17 protein-coding genes are annotated in these 21,325 nt (G+C 42.1%); 8 read left to right on the top strand and 9 right to left on the bottom strand.

Annotated elements, in window-relative coordinates; all coding sequences use genetic code 11:
- Window positions 1–16 precede the first annotated feature (16 nt).
- Window positions 17–1,105: a carboxypeptidase-like regulatory domain-containing protein gene (locus DSM107010_RS18015; RefSeq protein WP_106171256.1), complete on the bottom strand. Its 1,089-nt coding sequence runs from the start codon at window positions 1,103–1,105 to the stop codon at window positions 17–19.
- Window positions 1,106–1,308: 203 nt separating this feature from the next.
- Here DSM107010_RS18015 and DSM107010_RS18010 point away from each other — a divergent pair, with 203 nt between their 5' ends.
- Together DSM107010_RS18010 and DSM107010_RS18005 are read left to right on the top strand one after the other, a co-directional pair.
- Entirely contained in the window at window positions 1,309–1,557 is a 249-nt protein-coding gene (locus tag DSM107010_RS18010) for a hypothetical protein (protein ID WP_106171258.1), read from the top strand.
- Window positions 1,558–1,577: 20 nt separating this feature from the next.
- Window positions 1,578–2,405: a hypothetical protein gene (locus tag DSM107010_RS18005; protein WP_127023548.1), complete on the top strand. Its 828-nt coding sequence runs from the start codon at window positions 1,578–1,580 to the stop codon at window positions 2,403–2,405.
- Here the strand turns inward: DSM107010_RS18005 and DSM107010_RS38535 are convergent.
- Window positions 2,383–2,523, bottom strand: coding sequence for a hypothetical protein (locus DSM107010_RS38535; RefSeq protein WP_158631811.1), 141 nt, complete (start codon window positions 2,521–2,523; stop codon window positions 2,383–2,385). The two genes, DSM107010_RS18005 and DSM107010_RS38535, sit on opposite strands and share 23 nt — an antisense overlap.
- 20 nt (window positions 2,524–2,543) lie before the next feature.
- On the opposite strand from DSM107010_RS38535, the gene DSM107010_RS18000 reads away from it, so the two are divergent.
- Window positions 2,544–4,100 carry a serine/threonine protein kinase gene (locus DSM107010_RS18000; protein WP_127023545.1) on the top strand — a complete coding sequence of 519 codons (1,557 nt, stop codon included), beginning with the start codon at window positions 2,544–2,546 and terminating at the stop codon, window positions 4,098–4,100.
- 4 nt (window positions 4,101–4,104) lie between these two features.
- Here DSM107010_RS18000 and DSM107010_RS17995 read toward each other — a convergent pair whose 3' ends face one another.
- The gene (locus DSM107010_RS17995) at window positions 4,105–5,115 is read right to left on the bottom strand and encodes a HAMP domain-containing protein (protein WP_127023542.1); all 1,011 of its coding nucleotides are present in this window, start codon (window positions 5,113–5,115) and stop codon (window positions 4,105–4,107) included.
- A 193-nt stretch (window positions 5,116–5,308) separates the two neighbouring features.
- Between DSM107010_RS17995 and DSM107010_RS17990 the strand changes: the two genes are divergently transcribed.
- The gene (locus DSM107010_RS17990) at window positions 5,309–5,545 is read left to right on the top strand and encodes a hypothetical protein (protein ID WP_106168480.1); all 237 of its coding nucleotides are present in this window, start codon (window positions 5,309–5,311) and stop codon (window positions 5,543–5,545) included.
- 323 nt (window positions 5,546–5,868) lie between these two features.
- On the opposite strand, the gene DSM107010_RS17985 is transcribed toward DSM107010_RS17990, so the two are convergent.
- The 6 genes from DSM107010_RS17985 to DSM107010_RS17960 all read right to left on the bottom strand — a co-directional run bounded on the left by DSM107010_RS17985 (window position 5,869) and on the right by DSM107010_RS17960 (window position 15,950).
- A complete protein-coding gene (locus tag DSM107010_RS17985) occupies window positions 5,869–8,004 on the bottom strand; it encodes a VgrG-related protein (protein WP_127023539.1) in 2,136 nt (711 codons plus the stop codon).
- A gap of 62 nt (window positions 8,005–8,066) precedes the next feature.
- Window positions 8,067–8,615: a CIS tube protein gene (locus DSM107010_RS17980; protein WP_106168478.1), complete on the bottom strand. Its 549-nt coding sequence runs from the start codon at window positions 8,613–8,615 to the stop codon at window positions 8,067–8,069.
- A gap of 260 nt (window positions 8,616–8,875) precedes the next feature.
- Window positions 8,876–9,391, bottom strand: a complete 516-nt coding sequence (locus DSM107010_RS17975; RefSeq protein ID WP_106168477.1) for a phage tail protein — start codon at window positions 9,389–9,391, stop codon at window positions 8,876–8,878.
- Window positions 9,392–9,738: 347 nt separating this feature from the next.
- A complete protein-coding gene (locus DSM107010_RS17970) occupies window positions 9,739–11,196 on the bottom strand; it encodes a serine/threonine protein kinase (protein ID WP_106168476.1) in 1,458 nt (485 codons plus the stop codon).
- Window positions 11,197–11,480: 284 nt separating this feature from the next.
- Complete coding sequence (locus DSM107010_RS17965) at window positions 11,481–13,712, bottom strand: hypothetical protein (RefSeq protein ID WP_106168475.1); 2,232 nt, start codon at window positions 13,710–13,712, stop codon at window positions 11,481–11,483.
- 222 nt (window positions 13,713–13,934) lie between these two features.
- Complete coding sequence (locus tag DSM107010_RS17960) at window positions 13,935–15,950, bottom strand: ATP-binding protein (protein WP_127023536.1); 2,016 nt, start codon at window positions 15,948–15,950, stop codon at window positions 13,935–13,937.
- Window positions 15,951–16,216: 266 nt separating this feature from the next.
- Here DSM107010_RS17960 and DSM107010_RS17955 point away from each other — a divergent pair, with 266 nt between their 5' ends.
- From DSM107010_RS17955 to DSM107010_RS17940, 4 genes are all read left to right on the top strand, one after another.
- Window positions 16,217–17,197 carry a hypothetical protein gene (locus DSM107010_RS17955; protein ID WP_106166304.1) on the top strand — a complete coding sequence of 327 codons (981 nt, stop codon included), beginning with the start codon at window positions 16,217–16,219 and terminating at the stop codon, window positions 17,195–17,197.
- 732 nt (window positions 17,198–17,929) lie between these two features.
- The gene (locus tag DSM107010_RS17950; protein ID WP_106166303.1) at window positions 17,930–18,346 is read left to right on the top strand and encodes a GPW/gp25 family protein; all 417 of its coding nucleotides are present in this window, start codon (window positions 17,930–17,932) and stop codon (window positions 18,344–18,346) included.
- A gap of 2 nt (window positions 18,347–18,348) precedes the next feature.
- Window positions 18,349–20,544 (top strand): putative baseplate assembly protein, encoded by a 2,196-nt coding sequence (locus DSM107010_RS17945; protein ID WP_106166302.1) that lies wholly within the window; start codon window positions 18,349–18,351, stop codon window positions 20,542–20,544.
- Window positions 20,545–20,884: 340 nt separating this feature from the next.
- Window positions 20,885–21,325, top strand: a 441-nt coding sequence (locus tag DSM107010_RS17940; protein WP_199755609.1) for a hypothetical protein, incomplete at its 3' end; no start/stop codon positions are given.

Raw genomic sequence — 21,325 nt, 5'->3', positions numbered from 1 at the left:
GTTTAATAACATGGCGTTAAACAGGATTGAGTAAAATTTCTTTGAAGGTGTAAGTGCAATTCTCCACCAACACATTGCAGTTTAGTGAATCATAGCCACGGCAACTTAAGCGTAATTCGTAGTTGCCATCGCGCAAGCTTTCAAACGAGAACAGTCCTTGTGAGTCACTAGTCGCTGATTTTTCAGTTCCCAGTAGCGCCACCTCCACCTCTGCTATTGGCTCCTTTGTCTTGCAGTTTTTGATTGTACCGATAATGGAAAGGTACCAATCAGGGGTGAGTAAAACTTCTTTGAAGGTATGAGTGCCATTCTCCACCAACACGTTGCAGTTTAGTGACTCGTAGCCACGGCAACTTAAGCGTAACTTGTAGTTGCCATCGCGCAAGTTTTCAAACGAGAACAGTCCTTGTGAGTCACTGGTGACTGATTTTTCAGTTCCCAGTAGCGCCACCTCTACCTCAGCTATTGGCTCCTTTGTCTTGCGGTTTTTGATTATACCAACAATGGAGACGCGCCTGGTACTCTGACTTTTAGTCGCTTCTGAGGATGAATGTTGCATCCCAAAAACTCGCTGCGTAACTAAGTACGGTTCTTCTTTTTTTCCCACAACGATTGGAACTGTCATGGTCAGGTGGATTGTGGGACGTAGAGGAGCAGAGAGCGCACTCCATAACCCTCCAATTTCAATAGGTGGGTCTAGAACATCCATCAATAAATCACCATAACCCTGTAACTCAAGTGGCAGAAGCTGTTCTGGTAGCGACTTGTGTTGTAGACAAAAGGACAAAGCCTCGTAGAACAGGCGATATTCTCCTAAGGTATTGGTGCGATCGATAGCTGTAATGATGATGGAGATGTCAAACCAAGTAGGCCAAGGGCTTACTTCAGCCTTACCTTCAGTAAAATGACGTTTAACATCCCAGCCTTGAGAATGTTGCATCTGCTTGCTTTTACGGATATCGTATAAATAAACATTCAACAAACAGTCTCTATTTTGGTCTGAGATATTGACAGGATGGCTAAAGTCAATTTGCTCTGTGTTAGTGAGCGTTGTTATTCCCCCAGCTAGATTTTCTGCTAACACTTGAAGAATCGAAGTCAGCATTGATATGCCTACGATTGGTTTCGATGTTTTTAACTCTAATGCGATTTTCTACAGACATCAATTGGACTTATGTCTAGTTATTCGCACTAGCATTTAGAGACATAATAAAGAAGTTATCGGCTTATCAGTTCCAGTTTGATTAAGTTCCTCCCCACAATGGTAAGCCTTTGACCGTCTGAAGTCTAAAATTCTCTAAGGTTGATATGGTTTACGAAAGAGTACAAAAATCCTCTGCCAGAAGTCCTCAACAAAATTCTGCTATTGCTCCTGTCGTTGCTCAACCTCGCTCGCTTTCGCGTCATACTCAACAAAGTGCCGAGAATCAAGCAATGCAGAAGTACAAGCATGAGGCGACAATCTTAGAGATTCAAGCTAAGTATGGTACGATTACGCTCCAAGAACAGGAACGAGGGAAATCACAAATGGTCTCCCCACAAGCCCTGAAACCGTGATTCATGGTTTTGGAAACCCGATGAGAGCTGAGCCGCAAATCACTGCTGGGATTCGATTGGATCGATTGTCAGTGCTGATGGAGAACATGGTAAGCCCAGAAAACGAGAACACAGAGGAAAGACAAATACGCTTACCGCAGCGTTTCACATTAGCGGGTAGGTCGAACAGAGCTGACGTTGAAGTATTGCAACAAGCTCCACGAGCTGCTGAGCAAGCAATTACTGACTTTAAGACGCAGATGATCGGCGACTCTATAGAATTGCTACCAAATTTTGGCTCCGAGAGTTTAGTCGGTTTGATGGCGCTCATTTATACCTACCTTAAAAAGGCGACACTTCCAGTTATGGATTATTCAAGAACGCTCTTTCCACTGCTGAGCCGTACCAATTTTTCTTCAATGTTTGCGATGTTACCGGACAACGATCGAGTACCGTTTATCGAAGACCCACAGCGGTTTGTAAATATCAATTTGAACGCAGCGCAAATGGTAGGCACAAGCGGAACAGCTTTCTTCACCGGAGGCTTTCCCTATAACCCTTCGCTAAATGCATGGAGTGCGTCAATTACACGGCAGAGTTGGTTATACAATATTCCACAAGGAACGGATCGGTTGAACCAGTTGGCAAAGTTCGGTGACCGCAGGGAGCAGGTTGGACAGACCCATCTGTTTAAAAATGATACTATAACCGACGCACCCATTCTGGAACTACGACGCATGAAAGGAGATATAGGTACTAACAACTGGAAAGACCTCGCGCTAGACGTGTTTGACTTTGTCGTGAAATTAAACGATCTCAAAACCCAGCGTTTCGAGTCTCTACGCTTCAACATACGGAACCAGAAATAAGTGCGATCGCCCATCTTGTCAAGCCAAGGCGGAGTTCAAGCAAAAATCTGGATTGAGCGATCGCTCCTTCGGTTGGGTTGAAGCATAAACCTAACAACTTAATTTTTCTCAGTGCCATTCGATCCAGAGGTAGTGAAGATGAAAGGAGAGCAAATCATTCAGCCCTTGAGTAAGTTAGACCCTTTCGGATATGGATCTAGTTTTTGGATCGGTCGCAGTATCGGCGATCGCCAACGTTACTGCTTAAAGCGGTGCTTGGGGGAGGGCAGTATGGGATATGTTTTCTTGGCAATAGATACTAAATTCAACGATAAGCAGGTAGCCTTAAAGCTGCTCCAGCCCAAATTAGCAGAATCCGCAGAACTGAAACAGCGGTTTAAGGATGAGATAGAAGTGTGTGTGGCGCTCGAAAGCTATAATATTGTTAAAGTCAGCGACTATGGCGTAACTACTGAAGGCTTGCCATTCTACGTAATGGAATATCTGCACGGACAGAGCCTCGGACAACTTCTGCACCAACAACGGCAGCTACCAGTAGAACGTGCTGTAAATATTATTACTCAGGTGTGTGACGGGCTTTCTTTAGCGCATAAAGGGGTAAATTTGTGGCAAGAAAAAGCCACAGTTAGCGAATACATTCATGTTCAAGTTTTCCATCGCGACTTGAAACCGGACAATATTTTTCTAGTTCCTACAGCGCGAGGAGAGTTGGTAAAAATTTTAGATTTTGGTATTGCTAAAATTTGCAAAAATCAAGAATACAACTCATTAACTAAATTTAATGGATTTCTTGGCACACATCATTACGCTGCGCCAGAACAGTTAGAAGGGGCAAATATTGATGAGCGTGCAGATATTTATAGCTTAGGTATTATACTCTACGAAATGCTCAGCGGTACAAATCCATTTGGTTTGGGACTAAATACGTGCAATATTGATGACAATATTTGGATTTTGGCTCATACTGGCAAGCAAGTAAAAACACTGCGATCGCAACCAGGGTTATCAGATATATCAGACCACCTAGAGGCGATAGTGTTGAAATGTTTAGAAAAATCACCTAGCGATCGCTTTGACTCAGTAGATGATTTAAACAAAGCTTTACAAGCTGCTACCACTAATAAAACTGATACAGTTTTGCCCCCAACTCCGATCCAACATAATAATGAGGACAGAACCACTATACGACCGCTAGTTCTACTACAGCCAAGCGGCGATCGCGCCATCGAGCCACCAGTCGAATCTGTAGATTTAGGAGTCTCCGACACTGTTTTATCGCTACAAAAAGACTCTTTGGTTGAAATTCTTACAGAAATTATCGGATCTATCGCCCTCGATTTGGTTGAAGAAAAAGCAGCACAAGCGTCCAGCACTAAAGAATTAGTCAATAAACTATTACCCTACCTTTCTTCATTACAACAAATAGAGTTTGAGGAAAGGGCAAGAGTATTACTACAAAAATATACTGCTCAAACTCAAAATATGACAGAGCAAATTCAAGTAATTGATACTAAATTTTTACAACAGTGTGAAGAATGTTTAACTGAAATTGTTGGATCTATCGCTAACTCATTAATTCAGGAAGTTATGAAATCTCATCCGCAAATTTCTCCAATCGAACTGGTGAATGTTTTAGCAGAAAATATTCCTAATTCTGGACAAGCGGAAGAGTTTGTACAGCAGTTCACAGATTAAAATTTTAATTACTACGCTTTACTTTTTCTCGTAGTTCATTAGCTATTTTAAGACTAGATTTCATTCTGTTGAAAGATGCTGTTAAACTAACAATCTCATCTTTAGAACGTTTCTCATCCTTAGAACATTGTTCAAAATCAACATCTGCTTTGCCAGTACTAACTAACCGAGCATCTTTGGAAATTTGCACGATCGGCTTGATGATAGTGCGATTCAACAATAGATTAATAGTTCCCATTGCTACAACAAAGATAGGAAACAGCATTCTCATAGTTAAGAGCCAAAACTGTCGAGCATCTGCAAAAATTTTGCTTGCCGGAACATAAACAAAGTAAACAAAAATACTGTTATCTGAAAGTCGGGTACAAACAGCATCTTTAGAGTTATTATTTTCATTTACAAAACACCGAGCAATGTAAAAAACATTTCTTTTTGGAAAACTATAAAAACCAGAGGTTGTATTATCTAACCTTTTAATGAATCGCTCGAACAGATAAGAATCAAATTTATTAGTTGGCACTTCATCTGGTTTTAAGTAACTCTGTCCGTATCGGTAGTCTTGATAATTTGCGTTTTTATGGAGATTTAAAAAAATTGGTTTTAGTGTTAATATAGATATGTATTGATTATTTAAATCTGCTATATCTGGGTTATTATCGTTGGAAACTTTATAGCGAAAACTGACAGTGGCACTCATTATCTGTGACAGTGCATCTAATTCTTTATATGTGACTTGCTGTGCTTTTTGTTGCAGTAAGATTGATAGATTAGCACTACTAAGTAAAACACTAATAACAAAAACAAATATTAAAATTAAGTTGAGTTTTTTATTAAGTTTAAGGTCTTTAAACTTTCTTAAAACTTTAAGATTTTTTAACATAATTGTTAAACAAATTGTAATTGTAGAGGAGATTTTGGTACAGAGAGCTTGTAATTTGTTTACCTTTGATCGCTCTGAAAGAGCGATGATTTTTGAACCCAACTCTCTAAGCGTTATTAAATAAGATATTGTCAACCGCTTTCAAAACAGGAATTGCTAGTTTTTGAATGTGCTGAATGTCTAGCTTTTGACGTATCCTGCCAGAGCTTTGTGTACCTAATTTGGCATAAGTTTGTAGCTTATAAATTGAGTTTTCTTTTTCAACTGAATAAGTACCTGGACTGACAACTTGTGAGAGGAGATTGAGATCGAGATTACCAAGCAACTTGTGTGGACTGTAGAACAAGCAAAGGCACGTTGGCACTACCTCTGCCCAAAATGTCGCCAAACTTTTACCGAAACTTTTGATACGCTCTACAAGCGCCAATTGAGTGAAGAAGAGATACGAATTGTGCTGCAATTTCACGCAGAAGGAAACAGCTTGCGTGGCATTAGCCTTATTAGTGGTTTAGCCTACGACGCAGTGGTTAACATTGTTCAAGCAGAAGCGCGAGAAAGCACATAAGTTATGAGAGCAAACCAAGTTAATTGTACGGTTAGTTGTTAGCTACTTCAACTGGAAGGAGCAGCATTCATGCTTAGGAACCACTACGGCATAGCAAGCAGAGTTAACCAAGCATCTTTAGAATTGGAATTGTATCGCTACTTATCTCACTCTTTTATAGGGCATAACTTAATGCTTTACCGAACAACTTCTGCAACCTTTCTATCATAATTGTAGCCAAATGCCAGAACTAAAACATCACCTACAGGTAATATCTTATCTACCCAGCTTCGATTTTTACAAAACAACCAAACTAAGCACCAGATCTAGAACACCACCGAAATTTAGAGAAATGTTTTATTAATCTTAGCAGTTGGAAGACTCTGTATAGTTGTTACACCATTTATAGCTGTTGCACCATTTATAGCTGTTGCACCATTTATAGCTGTTGCACCATTTATAGTTATTGCACCATTTATAGTAATTTGTGGAGCTGTAATTGTTAATGGAATTGATGACTCAATTACTACTACTGGTATTGGTGGTGCTGGTTGTGGTCGTGGTGCTGGTGGAATTTTTTTTCTTGGACGTAACGCACTCATCCCATCTGTCAGAAGTCCCTTCGCAGCTTCCGCAGCTTTAGAAGCAGGCTGCGGTCCTAGACTAATTAGTGGAGCATCCAGTTCAATCCTCGGACTTGTTATGCTAATACTACTGAACAGATTCCGCATATTAGTTTCTATATTGACCTTGAGTGGCGAACAAACCTTAGCACCCATGATTGGATTCACAGATACCTCCGACGAAAGAGGCGGGAGACCCGGAAAATTTGGACCACCCAGAGTTTCTAGAGCCACTGTTTTTGTAAATTCATCAATCGCTAATCCCTGACCGGAATCTGCTGTTAAATAAACACCCTGCCAATCGGTGGCAGTACCGTCATCTACGAATCTTAGTTCGTGTCCTTTACGACTCCTGAATGTACGTAACCTAACTTTACTATCTTCAATTGTTTCATCTACTGTTTCAACTGTTGCATATTTACCATTCCAAACACCTCCAATTACATATGGTCGATGAATGTCTCCATGCTCGAAACCAACTAGCACTTCATCATCGATTTCTGGCAAACAATAAAATCCGCGCTTATCACCTGCTCCTAAACCGACAACTCTTGCCCAGTTGCTGCAATGTTCTTCAGTAAGCGTTGGTAGTTTAACCCTTACTCGTCCCAAATTTTTTGGATCTTTATTATGAGTGACAATTCCCACCATGAGAGTTTGACCTGGTTGCGGGTGTACCTTTGGGGCTAGAGTAGAAAGCATGGTTCCCTCACGCAGTCCGCGTACGCTAAATTCTGTGCGATAAACGCCCTGGCTGTAAATGTGACGGGTTTCTGTAACGTAGTATTTACCACTATAAGGACCCATTTCTGCTAATTCCACAACTTTGCCTGGGCGAATTTCTGGGTTTCCCTCAGCTTTAGCATCAGCACAGACAAACTCTCCACCTAACTCGTTACAGAGAGCTTGAGCCATTTTTTCAGCTTCAGTAACGTTAGAAACTGGTTGGTCTACTACAATCATTTTGGCAGGCACACTGTTTTCAAATGCCCTGCTGTTGTTACTTCCCTTACTATCAAATGGCGATACACTTCCTTCCTTAGTTGTAACAGTTGCACTAATTGATGTAACTACTTCCTCAGTTCTAGCAGTTGCACTAATTAATTCTTTTTTATAGTAGTCCCAGCTACGAACTTCTACGCTACTGACTTGCTGGGCACTATCAACGCGAACGTTGAAGCTTTCGATGTTAGTTAACCACTTTAGCTGCAAAGATCCATTGTCCTTAGGCTGGCGAAAATAGAGTTTATTATCTTGCACAAACAGTTCAAAACCAATCCGTGCTGCTCTTTCCCGCAGAAATTCCATGTTGGTTTGGTTTTCTTGACACACATACTCATGCCTTTCGCCACTAGGATCGAGTTGACCTCTTTCGATCTTCAACTCACCCGCAATTAGCTCTACAATATCGCTGTCGGTCTTATTTTCAAAAGACCGATTGTAACGCCCGCGATGCAAGTGATGGGAAACATCAGAGCCTTGAACGACAATATAAGCTGAGCTAGCATTGAAATCCCCTCCCATAGCGGTAATTTCACCTTCAAATATGCTTGGCTCTCTTACTTCTTTTTGAAATTCTGGGTCTTTGGTGGTGCTAGCAGCAAAACCAATTGATATGCGATCGCCAATATTAAAATGCTCCTGATGTCGCCAAGGCTCGCTGTCTTTGCTAGCTTCTCGGTAAGCATTATGGATACGGAGCGTAAACGTTGTCGGTCGATGTAAACTCTCCTCGATACACACTTCCAGCACGTCCTGCATCAACTGGGGTAGAGCAGGAGAATCTCCTATTTTCAGGATTAGTTCAGATAGGTAAAGGTTTCGGCTATTAGATAGGCTTTGGCTATTGATAGACATAGTGAATAATTAGCAAAATGTGCTGAGGTTTACAAGAGGAAGCGTCACGCTGCTTAATTCCATTAGTCCACCTGTTCGACACTAGGTACAGCGGGGTGATCTGGATCTATTCGCTCCAATATAGGTATGTTATTTGATCGCTCAGTTTGTCCGCTCTCGGATAGTAAATCGTCTTCTTTTGGTGAATCGACTTCTAGCAAAGTTATATCTACCCAAGCTCTTACAGGCGTACCGTTTGGCAGAACCATTGTTATCGTGTAGGCTAAGTCTTCGATTACATAATCAGAATATTTAGTTTCTCCCCATTCAAAAGTGTAGACAGGTGGGCGCAAGAGATCTGCGCTTGCGCTCATACCTTTTTTAATTTTGTTGATATATTCCATTACTGATGTCTTCTTTTCATATGTATCATACGGAACATGACGCAGCGTAAGTCTATAAGGTTGAACCCCTGAAAAATTGACTTTAGGCAAAAGGTTTGAGCCACGATGACCAAGGTCGTAAGCCCAGCTTGCCGTTCGCGTAAAGCTAATTTCTGTGGGATTATACATAAAATCAATATCAACCCCACCAGAATCGCGAGCCTTAAGTTTTGCTTTCAGAAATTCCATGTCGTTCCTGCTCAAGTTCCAGCCGTTGACGTAGGCGTTGTTGAATTAACCTAAGCCATTTTGGTGACAAGATGGCTTAGGTTAACTCATAGAGTTTCGTGTCTAGTTAAGGAGGAAGCTAAGAAATAAAATAAAGGACGATTCAAGTCATGTTGTAGGGAATAACAATATAGTCGGAGAGTATAATAGGGTTCCGGTATTTTATTCCCACAAAAATGCCTAAACAAACATTGTCCTTCAAGGGAGAAGTTGGACAATTTTCACTCCTGCTTCCACCCGCTATATCCATAAAAGCCAAGGGGATTGCGTTCACCTGACATAGCTCCCGTTGAAGTTTTGCCAATTTTTAAGCCTTCGATTGCTATTATTAATTCTTCGATTACTACAGAATTTCCATCTGCTTGCAGTGGAGCAATTTTCCAATCTATAGGAGCGCTACCAATTAGAGTCCAACTTATCATTACCTCACCTGCTTGGTTAAATAAAGCAATATTGGCATCACTCCGTGTATTTTTTCGCTCAAATGCTGCACCTAGCCATTCAAAAAAAGCTGGACAGTCTGTAGTGCCGCGTTTGAGAGTAATATTTGAAAATTCTGCATGACCGAGGAAAACTCGTTGTTGATCGTTGAGTCCTCCCTCAAAGTAAATATCTTTCTTGATGCTAACGCCAAGTCCATGACACTCAGAGAATCGAGCTTTCGTATCGTTGTCTATTTCTATCCAGAAGCGATTGGTAGTGACGTAATTCTCAAAACTGCCGACAGATGGTGGCATTCTATATCCTTGTTCTTTGCTAGTTATTAAGTCTTTACTGCTGATATTGCAGATCTGATAGCAATAGCTGGTAAACTCGCTCTGTGAGTTGAGTATATGTATCTAATTGCTAAAATATATTTCTGCTGCTGTCAATGTATCACTATCAGAAATAGTAGTCATTGGCACGTAAGTTGCTGAGTAAATAATGCTTTTAGAGGATAAAACAGAGGAATTAACTTGCATTTGGAACCACCAAAATGAGAATTTATTTATATTATCTATGCTACAATTTAGACACGGCAATTGAAACTAGACAAAAGTCCAAATAATACTCCTCTCTTATTTGGCTTCTGCCACATTTGTTTTCAAAAACGCGGTCGGTGGCGACGAATCCAAAGTTCTATCCTATGTACTAAGCCTTTGACAATGCGAGATAGGCTGAATGTAGTGCTTAGAGTTGCTCTCCAGATCTGCCGAGGAATTCTCCCAAGGCGCAGGAGGAGACGTTGCCTTTGGTAAATCGTCCTATCTGCATTACTTTGTGTAGATGAGCTAACGCCTTGGTAGATCGTCTGATTCGGTCGCTCGCGTCCTGGTGAAGCTACGCTTTGGTAGATCGTCTGATTTGGTCGATCGCTTCTTGGTGAAACAGTACCTTGGTAAATTGTCTGATTCGGTCGATCGCTTCTTGGTGAAACAGCACCTTGGTAGATTGTTCGATCTGGTGAACTCGGTGCAGATTCGGTAGAAACCTGAGCAATGGTAGTATCAACTCCACCTGGTTCTGCTAAGGGTATTACTTGCCGAAAAATGGTTGGGCTGTCTGAGTTTGTTGTCGGTGGTGGTGACTGGACAATAGTATTGCTGGAACTAGTTGAGGTAAAATCGGTTGGGCGTTGTGCGATCGCCGTTTCCAAAGCTTGCTTCAATTGTGCCATTGTAGTAAAGCGAGCTTCAGGAGATTTCTGCAAACACTTGTGCACCACAGCTTCTAGTTGTGGGGAGATCTGCTCGCAACCAGGCTGCGATCGCAACGGCTGTGGCGGTTGAGAAGTATGTGCTTTTGCCCAAGTATCATCCCACACTTGCCTTGCTTGGGAGCCAGGACTAAAAGGATCGGTGCCGCTGAGCATCCTGTAGAAAATGATCCCCAAGCTATAAATATCAGCCCGTCCATCAATTTCTGGCAAAACGACTATTTGCTCTGGAGCGGCATAACGAAAAGTTCCTGGCAATATATCTGTAACAATCCTATCTTTATACTCGCTGAAAATGTCACGAATTTTTTTAGCAATACCAAAGTCAAGAATCTTTATTGACTCTCCTGATGTTGTCGGTACCAAAAAGACATTATCAGGTAAGAGATTCCCATGTACGATCCTTACCTGATTGCCCCCCAGCATCACTCCAGTGTGAGCCAGTTGCAAACCTGCACAAACCTGTCTGACAATCTCTACGGTATGCTCAACAGTCAATCGCTGTTGTTGCTGTAGTAGTTGTTCTAGACTTTCTCCTTTTAAATATTCCATAACATAGAAAGGAAAGCCCTCTGAGGTAGTGTCAAAATCTAAGATTTTGACAATATGTTCGCTGTTGAGAGCCGCACGCAACTTAACCTCGTGCTTGCATCGCTGATACATTTGTGCCGATTTTACCGGAGATTGCTTCAGTAGCTTCAGCGCCACTGGCCGATCCAACTTGGTATCTATTACCAGGTAGACTTCTCCTATCTCACCTATGCTAAGGCATTTTGATATACGGTAGCGATCGCCCTTACCAAGGGAGCGATCGAGCCAATGATTATTCTGGAAGGAAGAATTCATAGTTTTATTGCTACAAAATATTTGAAGTAGTAAAATACTCAAACCGCAGGCTCGTTGTTGAGTGACACGTTGTTTGACTAAAGTTGCAACATAACTAAAGTTGATGTAGCTCCTTAGTTTCAGCTACGTCGCTTCTAACGAAACGTCGTTACAACTTTTAAAGGGCAGAATTACTATCCTTGTGCGTCTAAAAATAAAATTAGTTAACACTGTCATTGCTTTGGCAATTGCTAACACTAATTTGATATCACGGACAAGCAATCTAGCACTTAACATAATTTTACCTATTTCTGCCTACTGCTTTCTTGCCGTTTCAAAAATTCCTTAGCCGCTTCGGAAGATAACTCCCATTTGCTATCGTCTAGATTGTCTGGAACGCTTTTGTCGAACCCAATTTTCTGATAAAATGGTAAGGAACCAGGTATAGTATATGCCTCCAAACGTCCTTCAAATCCTAAATCTATACTCTCCTTAATTAAAGTTTCCATCAGTGCAGTACCAGCACCTTTTACACTTTCGGGTTGATTTTGCAAAATGTTCCAAGGCGCTGTTGCTAAAAATTCGAGTTCTAAATTACAGCTTTCTAAATCAATTTCATAATCGCTTTCAGTTTCATCATAATAGTCTCTTGGATCATGAACAATAGCTGCTGCCTGTAATCGACCCTTTCGATCGCGCAAGCCTCTAAAACATTCTGGATGCGCTGCGATTTGTTTAGTCATCTCTTCTAGGATGTCCAAAAATTCACCAAACTTCGTACCCTTCGTGCGCTCAGTTTGATTGTCGAAAAATTCCTTTATATAATCATCTGCCTTCTGCTTCCAGTTGGAAATGTCTTGCTGCACAGCTTGTTCACCTACGTCTTCAACGACACGGCTTGCCGCACTAGACGATGCTGTCTGAGCCGATGGAGGTAAGATTAAATTAAAATGATTGTGATTGACAAACTGTAGATGTATTTCATTTGGATCGAGTGTAGGATTATTAGGGTCAGAAAATTCGATGTTCCTGCCCAGTGCTAGAGTTAAAGCCCAAGCCTCATAAGTGCCACCCCACGTTCCATCTTGTGCCATCCTCATGAGATATATGTCAAAGGGATCTAGATGTTGAAGCTGTGGATTATTTTGAAGTAAATTAGCTCTTTCATTATCGTTTAGATGATTCTCAAATATGCTTCGATTCTGACTCATATAGTTGACAGCTATTTGCCGTAGCTGATGGTGGTCATATGTTATACTAAATTGCCGTGAGAATCCCTCCGCAACAGCATGGAAGAAGCAGTTGTTGTCACCTTTTATTGAAATTACATTGTTTTCTTGCTTGGAGTTTTCTCGTTCGGAACCGTTGGCATCTCGTCTATGAGCAGTCAAGTTTAAGAATGCTTTTTGGGCTGCATTGCCTACCTCGAAACCATCTTTCTCCAATTCACTTTTGCTATAAACATTGAAAATTTCTTCACGCAATTGATTTAAGCTTAATAGCACAATAGAGAGATTAGGATTCATTACTATATTTTGCTGATTCAACTTTTCTTTTAAGTCCTTTAAAGCAGACTTGATTTCATTATTAAATTCACTAATTTCTGTAAGAATACTCATATCTATCATATCTTTATCTAGTATTTCCTCATCGATAAATTTTGTTTCTTTAAATACTTTACTAATAGCTCGCTCTAACTGCTTAATCTCACTATTAACATTCTCCAAAACATCTTCCGAAGCCTCTGAGTTAGGGAGACTTTGGTTGGTTAACCAGGATGATAAATAATTTTCAAGTTCAATAACTTTGAACATAGCACTATCGCTAGAGCCGAAAAGTAAGTTAGTATAACCACGATATTTATTTTCATTGCAATAACGTTCCCATACTTCAGCTTCATTATCGTCTGTTATATCTGATTGTGAGGCTGCTGTTATAATTTTGGCTGGATAAGGCTCATTTGCAATATTTATTTCTTGTCCTACCTTGCTCTGGAGTACACGAAATTCTTGCTCGGCATGACGCGCTTCATGGTAAATCGTATTAACCAATTCACCAACTTCATCTGTATTGAGTTGTCCTACTGTTTCTACTTGTCTTCCAATGATTCTATTTGGACAGATTTTCATCGTCCATATTTGAGGAACGAAACCTCCCCTTGTATCTCCATCAAGGACAATTTGAGTATCAATAAAAATATCATTGGAAGAAAAAAGCTCAGAAAAAATGCCGTTGATTACCGAGACTAGAAAATTACTGAATTCTTCAATTGGTTGATTTTGATTTGCTGGGTTTTGCCAGTAATTAAAAGCATGTTGGGCAAAATTATCCCTCCTTGCTTGTGCTGCCAGACCAGTGGAAGAGGCACAATACACGACTCCTAACGGAGTAGTACTAATCTGGATAGCATGTGAACTAGTTGGTTTCTTGGCTGTTTTCTGTTTGGATGGCGTGGAAAAAGTACTCCTCGAACCAAAGGTAAATGCTTGCTGGGGTGAATTCGTATTGTTAAAATTACGTCGCGTTTGTTGGTACATAAACTTTTTCTCTAGATGGGAGCCAAAAACAAAATTGTTGCCGGAATTTTCTTGTTAGTGCGATCGCCTCTTTCCATTCAAGTATACGAGGAGATACTGTCAGAGCAACAAAGCAGAAATAATCTCTAATTGCTTGCTCAATGGGTACATACCGCGATCGCAAGCGTGAAAACCTCAACAGAAGCGGTGAGAATTAGAGATAACCAAATCTTTAAAGAAAGCCTACACCCAACCTTCGATTTCAGCGCTTGTTAGTGTTTTTCCCTTTTTGGAATATTCACTTTTAGTAGCACTTAATATATGTTCCATTGTTACTACCTGTTCCGTTGTTTGTGCGGCTAGAAAGCAAGCAAGCAAAACAATGTTGCGGATATCTCCTCCAGTTGAGTTCAATCGGGCTAGCTTGTCAAAAGCCAACCCGTGAGTCTGTACTCTTTTGGGGAAGCTGTGCTTCCAGATTTGAATTCGCAAATTGAAGTCGGGAAAGGGAAAGGAGACGACAAACCGGAGGCGGCGAAGAAAAGCTTGGTCTAAGGAACTTTTCAAATTAGTGGTCAAAATTGCTAACCCTTGATATGCCTCCATCCGTTGTAGTAGATAGTTAACTTGGACGTTAGCATGATGGTCATGACTGTCTTTAACCTCAGTACGCTTGCCAAATAAGGCATCGGCTTCATCAAATAGCAAAATTACACCCCCAGCCTCAGCCGCATCGAAGATCCGCCGCAAGTGCTTCTCAGTCTCGCCGATGTATTTATCGACTACTTGGCTGAGGTCAATGCGATAAAGATCTAGTTGTAATTCCTTTGCCAGTAATTCTGCTGCCGTAGTCTTACCAGTACCAGGGGGTCCTTCAAACAAGACACTAATGCCTAAACCTCGACTTCCTTTGTCAGCGAACCCCCACTGCCAATAAACTCGATCTCGGTACTGAACATGAGCTGCAATCTCATGCAGGGTTTGTTGTTGTTGTTCTGGTAGCACTACGTCGTTCCAAGTAGCCTTTGACTCTATACGTTGTGCTAAATTGTCGAGTTGAGGACGTGCCATTGTTCGACAAAGATTCCATAACCGATCGAAAGTTACCTCTGGGGACGAACAGACTAAACTACTCCCCACTTCCTGGCTTTTGACGGCGGCACAGACGGTGGCGATCGCATCTGTCTTAAGATTAAACTGAGCTACTAACTTCTCTACATAACCGTTCAAATCGGTGGCGATCGCACTCAGTTGAGATTGCCAGATATCTAATTGGTCGCTATGAGATAGCTGGGGAACATCAAAGGCGATCGTCGGGCGCTGACCTGACGACGACTGGCGCTCTTGGCGGCTAACGACGAGCGGACTATAAATACCTTGAATAAATCGAGAGATGGTATTTTCTTGGACTGTATCAGCTTGGGTTACCCAATCGCATTCTAGTAAGAGAGCGCTCTTAGTCAAGAGAGCTTCACGGTTCCACAGCTGTTGCAGGTGATGAAGTTCGTTGGGATGGGAAGGAAGGACAGAGGCTGATATTGCGTTCAAATTATACCCCACACTGTTACAGGCAGCAGCAGCGATCGAACGCTTGAGTGCAACGTCGGTACTACACAACTGCGTCACGGGAGAACCATTTGGCTGAGATGTCCCAAAACAAGTAGCAACTATGCTATCTACCAACACTTGATGTGAGGGAGGAAGTAGAGTGTTGTTGTCAGTAGCGGTCTGGATCGGCTTGACAATGCCAACTAGTTTATCATCCCAACACGGCTCACCTAACAAATAACAGAGGATGCGCTTGTCAATCCGAATCGGAGAAGAGGTTAACGATTGCCCAAGTCCAATTTCAATTAACTTCCAGTATTGCAAGGGAGATTGGGAGGAGAGAATGCCCAAGTCCGATCGATCGAACAGATCGAAGGCTAACCTAAAAGTCGGATAATCTTGGTCTTCGTTACCTTGGATAGCAGCACACAGAGACCCAAAAACAGGGTATAATTCTATACCCACGCATAATAGCAGAAGATCTCGCTCAAACGCAGACAGCATAAAAATAGCACACAGTTGTTCTAAAGCAGAGGGAAGGCGCATGACACCATCCATGGTTTTTAAGGCTAAATTTGAGCTAAAGTTAACTGGGATAGATCGATCTGGTTTAGGTTCAATCTTTTGTAATAATAGCTGCCGCACTTCATCTACTTGAGACAATAAATATTGAAAATTGGTATCGTGCCAAGAAGAATGTTCGATCTTCATAACCACTCCAGCATAGTTATAGTAATCAATCTGTAAATAGTTAATTTAGAGTTTAATTTACTCTATCCTCAGATAAAGTAGACGAAAGTCTAGAGTCTGAAGAAATCGACAGGTGATAGAGTAAGTGTAAATTTCCAGCAACTCAACTCTCAAATAACTGGGACTAATTCTATTCGACTTGGGCGTAGATTAGTCAAGTCTGCTAATTGTTTGCACTTGTCTTGGATTCGTCTGTAAGTTTTTGCCTTTAACAAGAGGAGAATATCATGTACCAACAGCGACGCAACTCACAATCAAATTCACCCCAGCAACAGAGTGCTAATCCATTTTCATTTGGTCCGACGACTTTTCCCATAGCGCGAGCACATAGAGCTAGGGAGCATAATACAAGAAATATTGAGAGAGCCGAGGAGTTTGAAGTAGCGCAAGTAGTAGCCAATATGGGCATTAGAAGAGGCAACCGAAGGGGAAGCATTATAGACACCAATTTTGCCAGTTGTATGCAAGTAGAAATTCTCACAGACTGCTTGAATGATATTAAGCAGGTATTTGAGGATTCCCTGATTAATGCTGAGCGGGAGAACAAAATTAATCCGGCTCAGAAGGAAGAAATTCGTAATATTGTTGGAACAGATATAGCGTTTTCAGCGTATCTTACAAAACTCCGAAGATACGGTAATTGCGAGGAATTTGTAAATGTAGTTTTCACTCATATTATGCAAAAAACAATCGGAAAACCAGTGTATAAAGTGAAGATGGTAGGTAATGATGAACAGGAAAACGAATTCGACCATGAGTTTGTCATAACCACCTCCAGCGAAGTTGGCAAAGTATCAAACACGGAAGAATTTGACCCGCAAGGCGCAGTTGTTATAGATTCCTGGCATAACAACAAAGTGCAATCATTAGGACAGTTCTACGCAGGTGATAACCCATACGGAATGGTAGTAGGACCTAATAACATAAGTATTATGGATTCTGCTATATCAAACGGTTCAGGGCTTTACATGACTTCCCAACAAGAAGATAATGAAAATAGGGTGAGAGCATATATAAATGATGCAGTGAGTCATGTTTGGGAGCGATGGGCAGACATTTATGAGGAAGAATTAGCGCAGGTCAGAAACGGCGGAATTGAATCGATTGATGGGATTTTCGACTTTCCACGAGATAACGAGGTACATGATAAAAGGAATGATGCTAGCTTTATAGATCCCAGGATGTTACTTCTTCAACCAGAAGAGTAAATATGGTAGTATTACAAAAAATGGTAGGCTGAAATAGTGCTACCATTGAGTCAGGGGCTTCTTAGCTTATCATCTTTCCTGCTTTTTGCAACACTACCCGTAAGCACGTATGGAGCGGGATCAACCAACTAAATAAAGTCCTCACTGGGATGTCACGTCATGACTTCTACAATCTCTCTAACTGGGAATTCAGGGTCAAGCCTCTGATTGAGTATGCATTGCAAATTGAGTCAAAGACAAGCCGTAAGGCCTTTGAACAGGCATAAGCATCTAGCCGCTAGGATGCGCTCTAGTCAAATTATCTACTTGTGGGTAGTTTTATTCATACATGAATGAGCGGTAAAATTCATTGCAGATATCGTCGTAATTGTTGCATAGACAATCTTAATTTTCAGGAATTTTTTCACTTCAAATATTTTTGGCAACAGAACCATAAATCAGTTCTAACCCTCTTCTATCACTCTAGTCAAGGAAAAATCTTACTAAAACTTAATAGCACTTGCTGTGTATTACTTTCATGCTTGATTTCCTAACACTTTCCTTCATTTGTAGTAGCTTTGCCAGAATTCTTATCTAAAGTAGGTTCCAGAATTTAATCTTTCTAGAGTGATAGAAGAGGGCTAACACCGTATATTACAAACTAATAAGCAATTATTTCGACTTTCAGCTATAGGAATATCCTCTTTGGTCGAATATTTTAGATGACATATTTGCATTACCAGGATTGCTTATATGCTAAACTTGTGGAACGAGCCGCAGCAAGAATACTTAGGCACAGGTTTGAGTTTTCCTTTAGAGTTAAACGCGCAGGGACAGCTCAAGCTAAGCTCTTATGCTCAGAAGGTCAAGGAATCAATTTTAATTATTCTACGTACCCCAATAGGAGAGCGAGTTTATCGTCCTAACTTTGGATGTCGTCTATCATCTATAAATTTCGCTCCCTTGAACACTGATACAATGCTGCAGATTCGTTCATGTGTCCTAGAAGCACTACAAACTTGGGAACCTCGTATTATTGTCGAGCGAGTGCGAACAGATGCCGACCCAATACGCGGGCGCGTGGATATTAGCATTGAGTATCGGCTAAAAAATTATCCTGACCGCTACAGCTTAGTCTATCCGTTCTATCTAGATTTCAAGTCGGAGTAACTATGGAAGAATTTGATTTTCTGCCAAAACTACCCAAATCCAACTTGGACGATCGCACTTTTGACGAACTACTCGAGGAGTGCTTCCGGCGGATTCCCCTTTATTGTCCAGAGTGGACAGATCGCAACCCCAGCGATCCAGGCATAACGCTAATTGAATTGTTTGCTTGGTTAGTCCACCAAATGTTATTGCGCTTCAATCAGATACCGCTAAGAATGTATGTTAGATTTCTAGAGATATTGGGAATTCGCCTCGCTCCTCCTACTGCTGCTCGAACAAATATAACGTTTTACCTCACTACAGATCTGCCATCAGCTTACACAATTCCCACAGGGGCAGAAGTTGCAACAGAGCGTACCGAAACTACCGAAGCAATTATCTTTAGTACAGATGAAGATTTGACGATCGGCAAACCAATTCTGCGGCACTTCTTAACCGCCCCAACCGCAGACGATCCGCCCCAAGCGGTTAGCGATCGCACTAATCACTGGGAGCGTCTAGGAGCAAGTGCCTGGAGGGGAAGCGAGCAATCATTGTTTGCCGAACAACCACAACCTGGAAATTGCTTTTATCTAGCGCTCGGCTCGGAAAGCCTCCTTAACGGCAACGTCCTAGCTATTACTTTTTATGGAGCAACAGGTACGCCAACTGGCATCAGTCCTCAAGCTCCCCCGCGCCGATGGGAAGCTTGGGACGGTAAACGCTGGCAACCAGTATTATTAGAAGAGTCCAACGATAAGACGCGAGGCTTTAGTTTTAATGAAGCCCAATACGCAGGCAATCCCGAGCAAGGAGCTAATGTGGTACTTCACCTGCCCCAAAATTTTCCTGATACTAGCTTTTCGGGTTATTCAGGACATTGGCTGCGCTGCGTCTTAACAGCTCCTCAATCTCATCAACCTGCTTATATTCATTCGCCAAGAGTGACGGGATTAGCCGTGCGAACTATTGGCGGCACTATTCAAGCCAGTCAAAGTCGTTTGATTCGCGAAGAAAACTTGGGAACTAGTAATGGCAAACCAGGACAAATTTTTCAGCTGTTCTTTCGCCCAATTCTAGCTCGTCGAGAGGGCGAACATATAGAAGTTACGCCCCCAGGTGGGCTGCCTCAAATCTGGAAGGAGGTAACAGACTTTGCTGAGTCTGGTTTTGAAGACCTACACTACACCATTGATTCTCTGAATGGAACTGTTCAATTCGGACCGCTGATTCGAGAGCCGGAGGCACTGAAAGTGCAAATGCCTTTAGGCGATCGCTCCGTTGCATCACTCTCTGGAGAGACGTTCTTAGGCGATGAATTACCACAAAATCTGTTACAGCATCAATATGGGGCAATACCTCCTCGTGGCTCTGTAATTACGATGGTTGCCTATCGTGTCGGCGGTGGCAAAGAAGGAAACGTGCAAGCTGGGACGCTACGATTTCCCCACCCAACAATTCCCTATGTTGACCGCGTTACCAATCACCATCGTGCTCTCAATGGTGCAGATGCACAGTCACTCAAGCAAGCTGTCTTGCAAGTTCCTGGAATGCTCCGTACCCGCGATCGCGCTGTCACCGCCGAAGATTTTGAGGTATTGACCCAGCAGGCTGGTGGGGGTGCGATCGCCCGCGTCAAGTGCTTGAGCGGAACTGCCAGTCAACCTGCTGGTCGCGTCAGTTTATTAGTTGTACCTCAAGCTAATACAAATGCAATCGAGCGAGGATTTGGACTTCCCCCAGAACAGTTTGCCCTCACATCCAAGCTACAACAACAGGTCTTGAACTATCTAGATGAACGCCGCTTGCTAGGAGTACAGGTACAATTGCAAGTACCGGAGTATGTTGGAGTTGCTGTTGAAGCCCAAGTAGCACTAGAACCAGCTTACAACAATCCGAAGGCGCGACGGGAGAAGTTGAATCAACTCCAAGTAGCACTCTATCGCTATCTCAACCCTTTGAGTGGAGGACCGGAGGGTACAGGCTGGCCTTTCGGTAGTTCCGTTCATACTTCAGAAATTGTCACTTTGCTAGAAAGGACAGTTGGAGTACACTACATAAAGGCTGTTTTGTTATTTGCCCTACGACGGCAAGGCGAAACTTGGCAGCGGCAAACCGCGCCAGAACAATCCATCAATCCAGGTCCGTTTGGACTGATTTGTTCTTGGGCTAGCGATCGCCAACGTTCTAGTCATGACGTGAGGCAGATAAATTCCTAATTATAACAGTAGGGACAAATGGCAGGCACGCCTGCGATAGAAGCTTTTTGTAGTTAGAATTTGAGCCTCCAAGCTAATTGGAGGTTGATTTGGAAGCCTTGCAGATCCTAACTCGATACACTGTTTAACTTCCCATGCCTTACAAGCTTATCAGCTTTTGTTACTCTATAGTTTCGGCTGAACGAGCAGATCATTAGCATAAAGTCCAGTACTCTAAAGCAATGATGGATGAGACAATACTATCACTAACTAGAACAAATAGCTCTTTTTACCAGAGTCAAGCTTGATTGTGGTTGTAGTAGCTAAGGTGTCTAGTCAACGACTTTTGAACTGAACTCACTTGAAGCAAAATTCTGTCTTAAGTCCGTTTGTCAGTTTTTCTCCCTTGCAACTAGAGGAAAAAATTATGTTCGATCGTCCGCCACGCAGCAGATCTGGGAGTAATTCACCTCGCCAAGAGAGTGCTAATCAATCTTCATATGCACCGAATACTTTTTCCGTGCCGCAGCGCACGCGACCGAACAATGGTAGTGGTCAACCAGAACGCAAAAGACCAAGATACGATCCGACGCTTTTAGATGATAGCGCTTCAGAAGCAGAAAGACTCTCTCCGACGCGTATTTCCCGAGAGGAACCCACCTCAAATGTGGAAATGTTTTCTGATGAACCTCTTGCGGACTACTCTCTTTTTGGTCTAGAGATGCAAGACCTAGCTGCTCTTGGTCAAGAGAATTTGCAAGGCATACCTGCACAACAGGTCCTGAAGATAGCACGGGAGAAG

The sequence above is a fragment of the Chroococcidiopsis cubana SAG 39.79 genome (assembly GCF_003991895.1).
Lineage (GTDB): Bacteria > Cyanobacteriota > Cyanobacteriia > Cyanobacteriales > Chroococcidiopsidaceae > Chroococcidiopsis > Chroococcidiopsis thermalis.
This window is presented reverse-complemented; position numbering and strand designations above follow the sequence as displayed.

Bases quoted from the DNA above. Each gene is read 5' to 3' on its own strand.
- DSM107010_RS18015 (WP_106171256.1), bottom strand. From the start codon at position 1,105: ATGCTGACTTCGATTCTTCAAGTGTTAGCAGAAAATCTAGCTGGGGGA.
- DSM107010_RS18010 (WP_106171258.1), top strand. From the start codon at position 1,309: ATGGTTTACGAAAGAGTACAAAAATCCTCTGCCAGAAGTCCTCAACAA.
- DSM107010_RS18005 (WP_127023548.1), top strand. From the start codon at position 1,578: ATGAGAGCTGAGCCGCAAATCACTGCTGGGATTCGATTGGATCGATTG.
- DSM107010_RS38535 (WP_158631811.1), bottom strand. From the start codon at position 2,523: ATGGCACTGAGAAAAATTAAGTTGTTAGGTTTATGCTTCAACCCAACC.
- DSM107010_RS18000 (WP_127023545.1), top strand. From the start codon at position 2,544: ATGAAAGGAGAGCAAATCATTCAGCCCTTGAGTAAGTTAGACCCTTTC.
- DSM107010_RS17985 (WP_127023539.1), bottom strand. From the start codon at position 8,004: ATGTCTATCAATAGCCAAAGCCTATCTAATAGCCGAAACCTTTACCTA.
- DSM107010_RS17980 (WP_106168478.1), bottom strand. From the start codon at position 8,615: ATGGAATTTCTGAAAGCAAAACTTAAGGCTCGCGATTCTGGTGGGGTT.
- DSM107010_RS17975 (WP_106168477.1), bottom strand. From the start codon at position 9,391: ATGCCACCATCTGTCGGCAGTTTTGAGAATTACGTCACTACCAATCGC.
- DSM107010_RS17970 (WP_106168476.1), bottom strand. From the start codon at position 11,196: ATGAATTCTTCCTTCCAGAATAATCATTGGCTCGATCGCTCCCTTGGT.
- DSM107010_RS17965 (WP_106168475.1), bottom strand. From the start codon at position 13,712: ATGTACCAACAAACGCGACGTAATTTTAACAATACGAATTCACCCCAG.
- DSM107010_RS17960 (WP_127023536.1), bottom strand. From the start codon at position 15,950: ATGAAGATCGAACATTCTTCTTGGCACGATACCAATTTTCAATATTTA.
- DSM107010_RS17955 (WP_106166304.1), top strand. From the start codon at position 16,217: ATGTACCAACAGCGACGCAACTCACAATCAAATTCACCCCAGCAACAG.
- DSM107010_RS17950 (WP_106166303.1), top strand. From the start codon at position 17,930: ATGCTAAACTTGTGGAACGAGCCGCAGCAAGAATACTTAGGCACAGGT.
- DSM107010_RS17945 (WP_106166302.1), top strand. From the start codon at position 18,349: ATGGAAGAATTTGATTTTCTGCCAAAACTACCCAAATCCAACTTGGAC.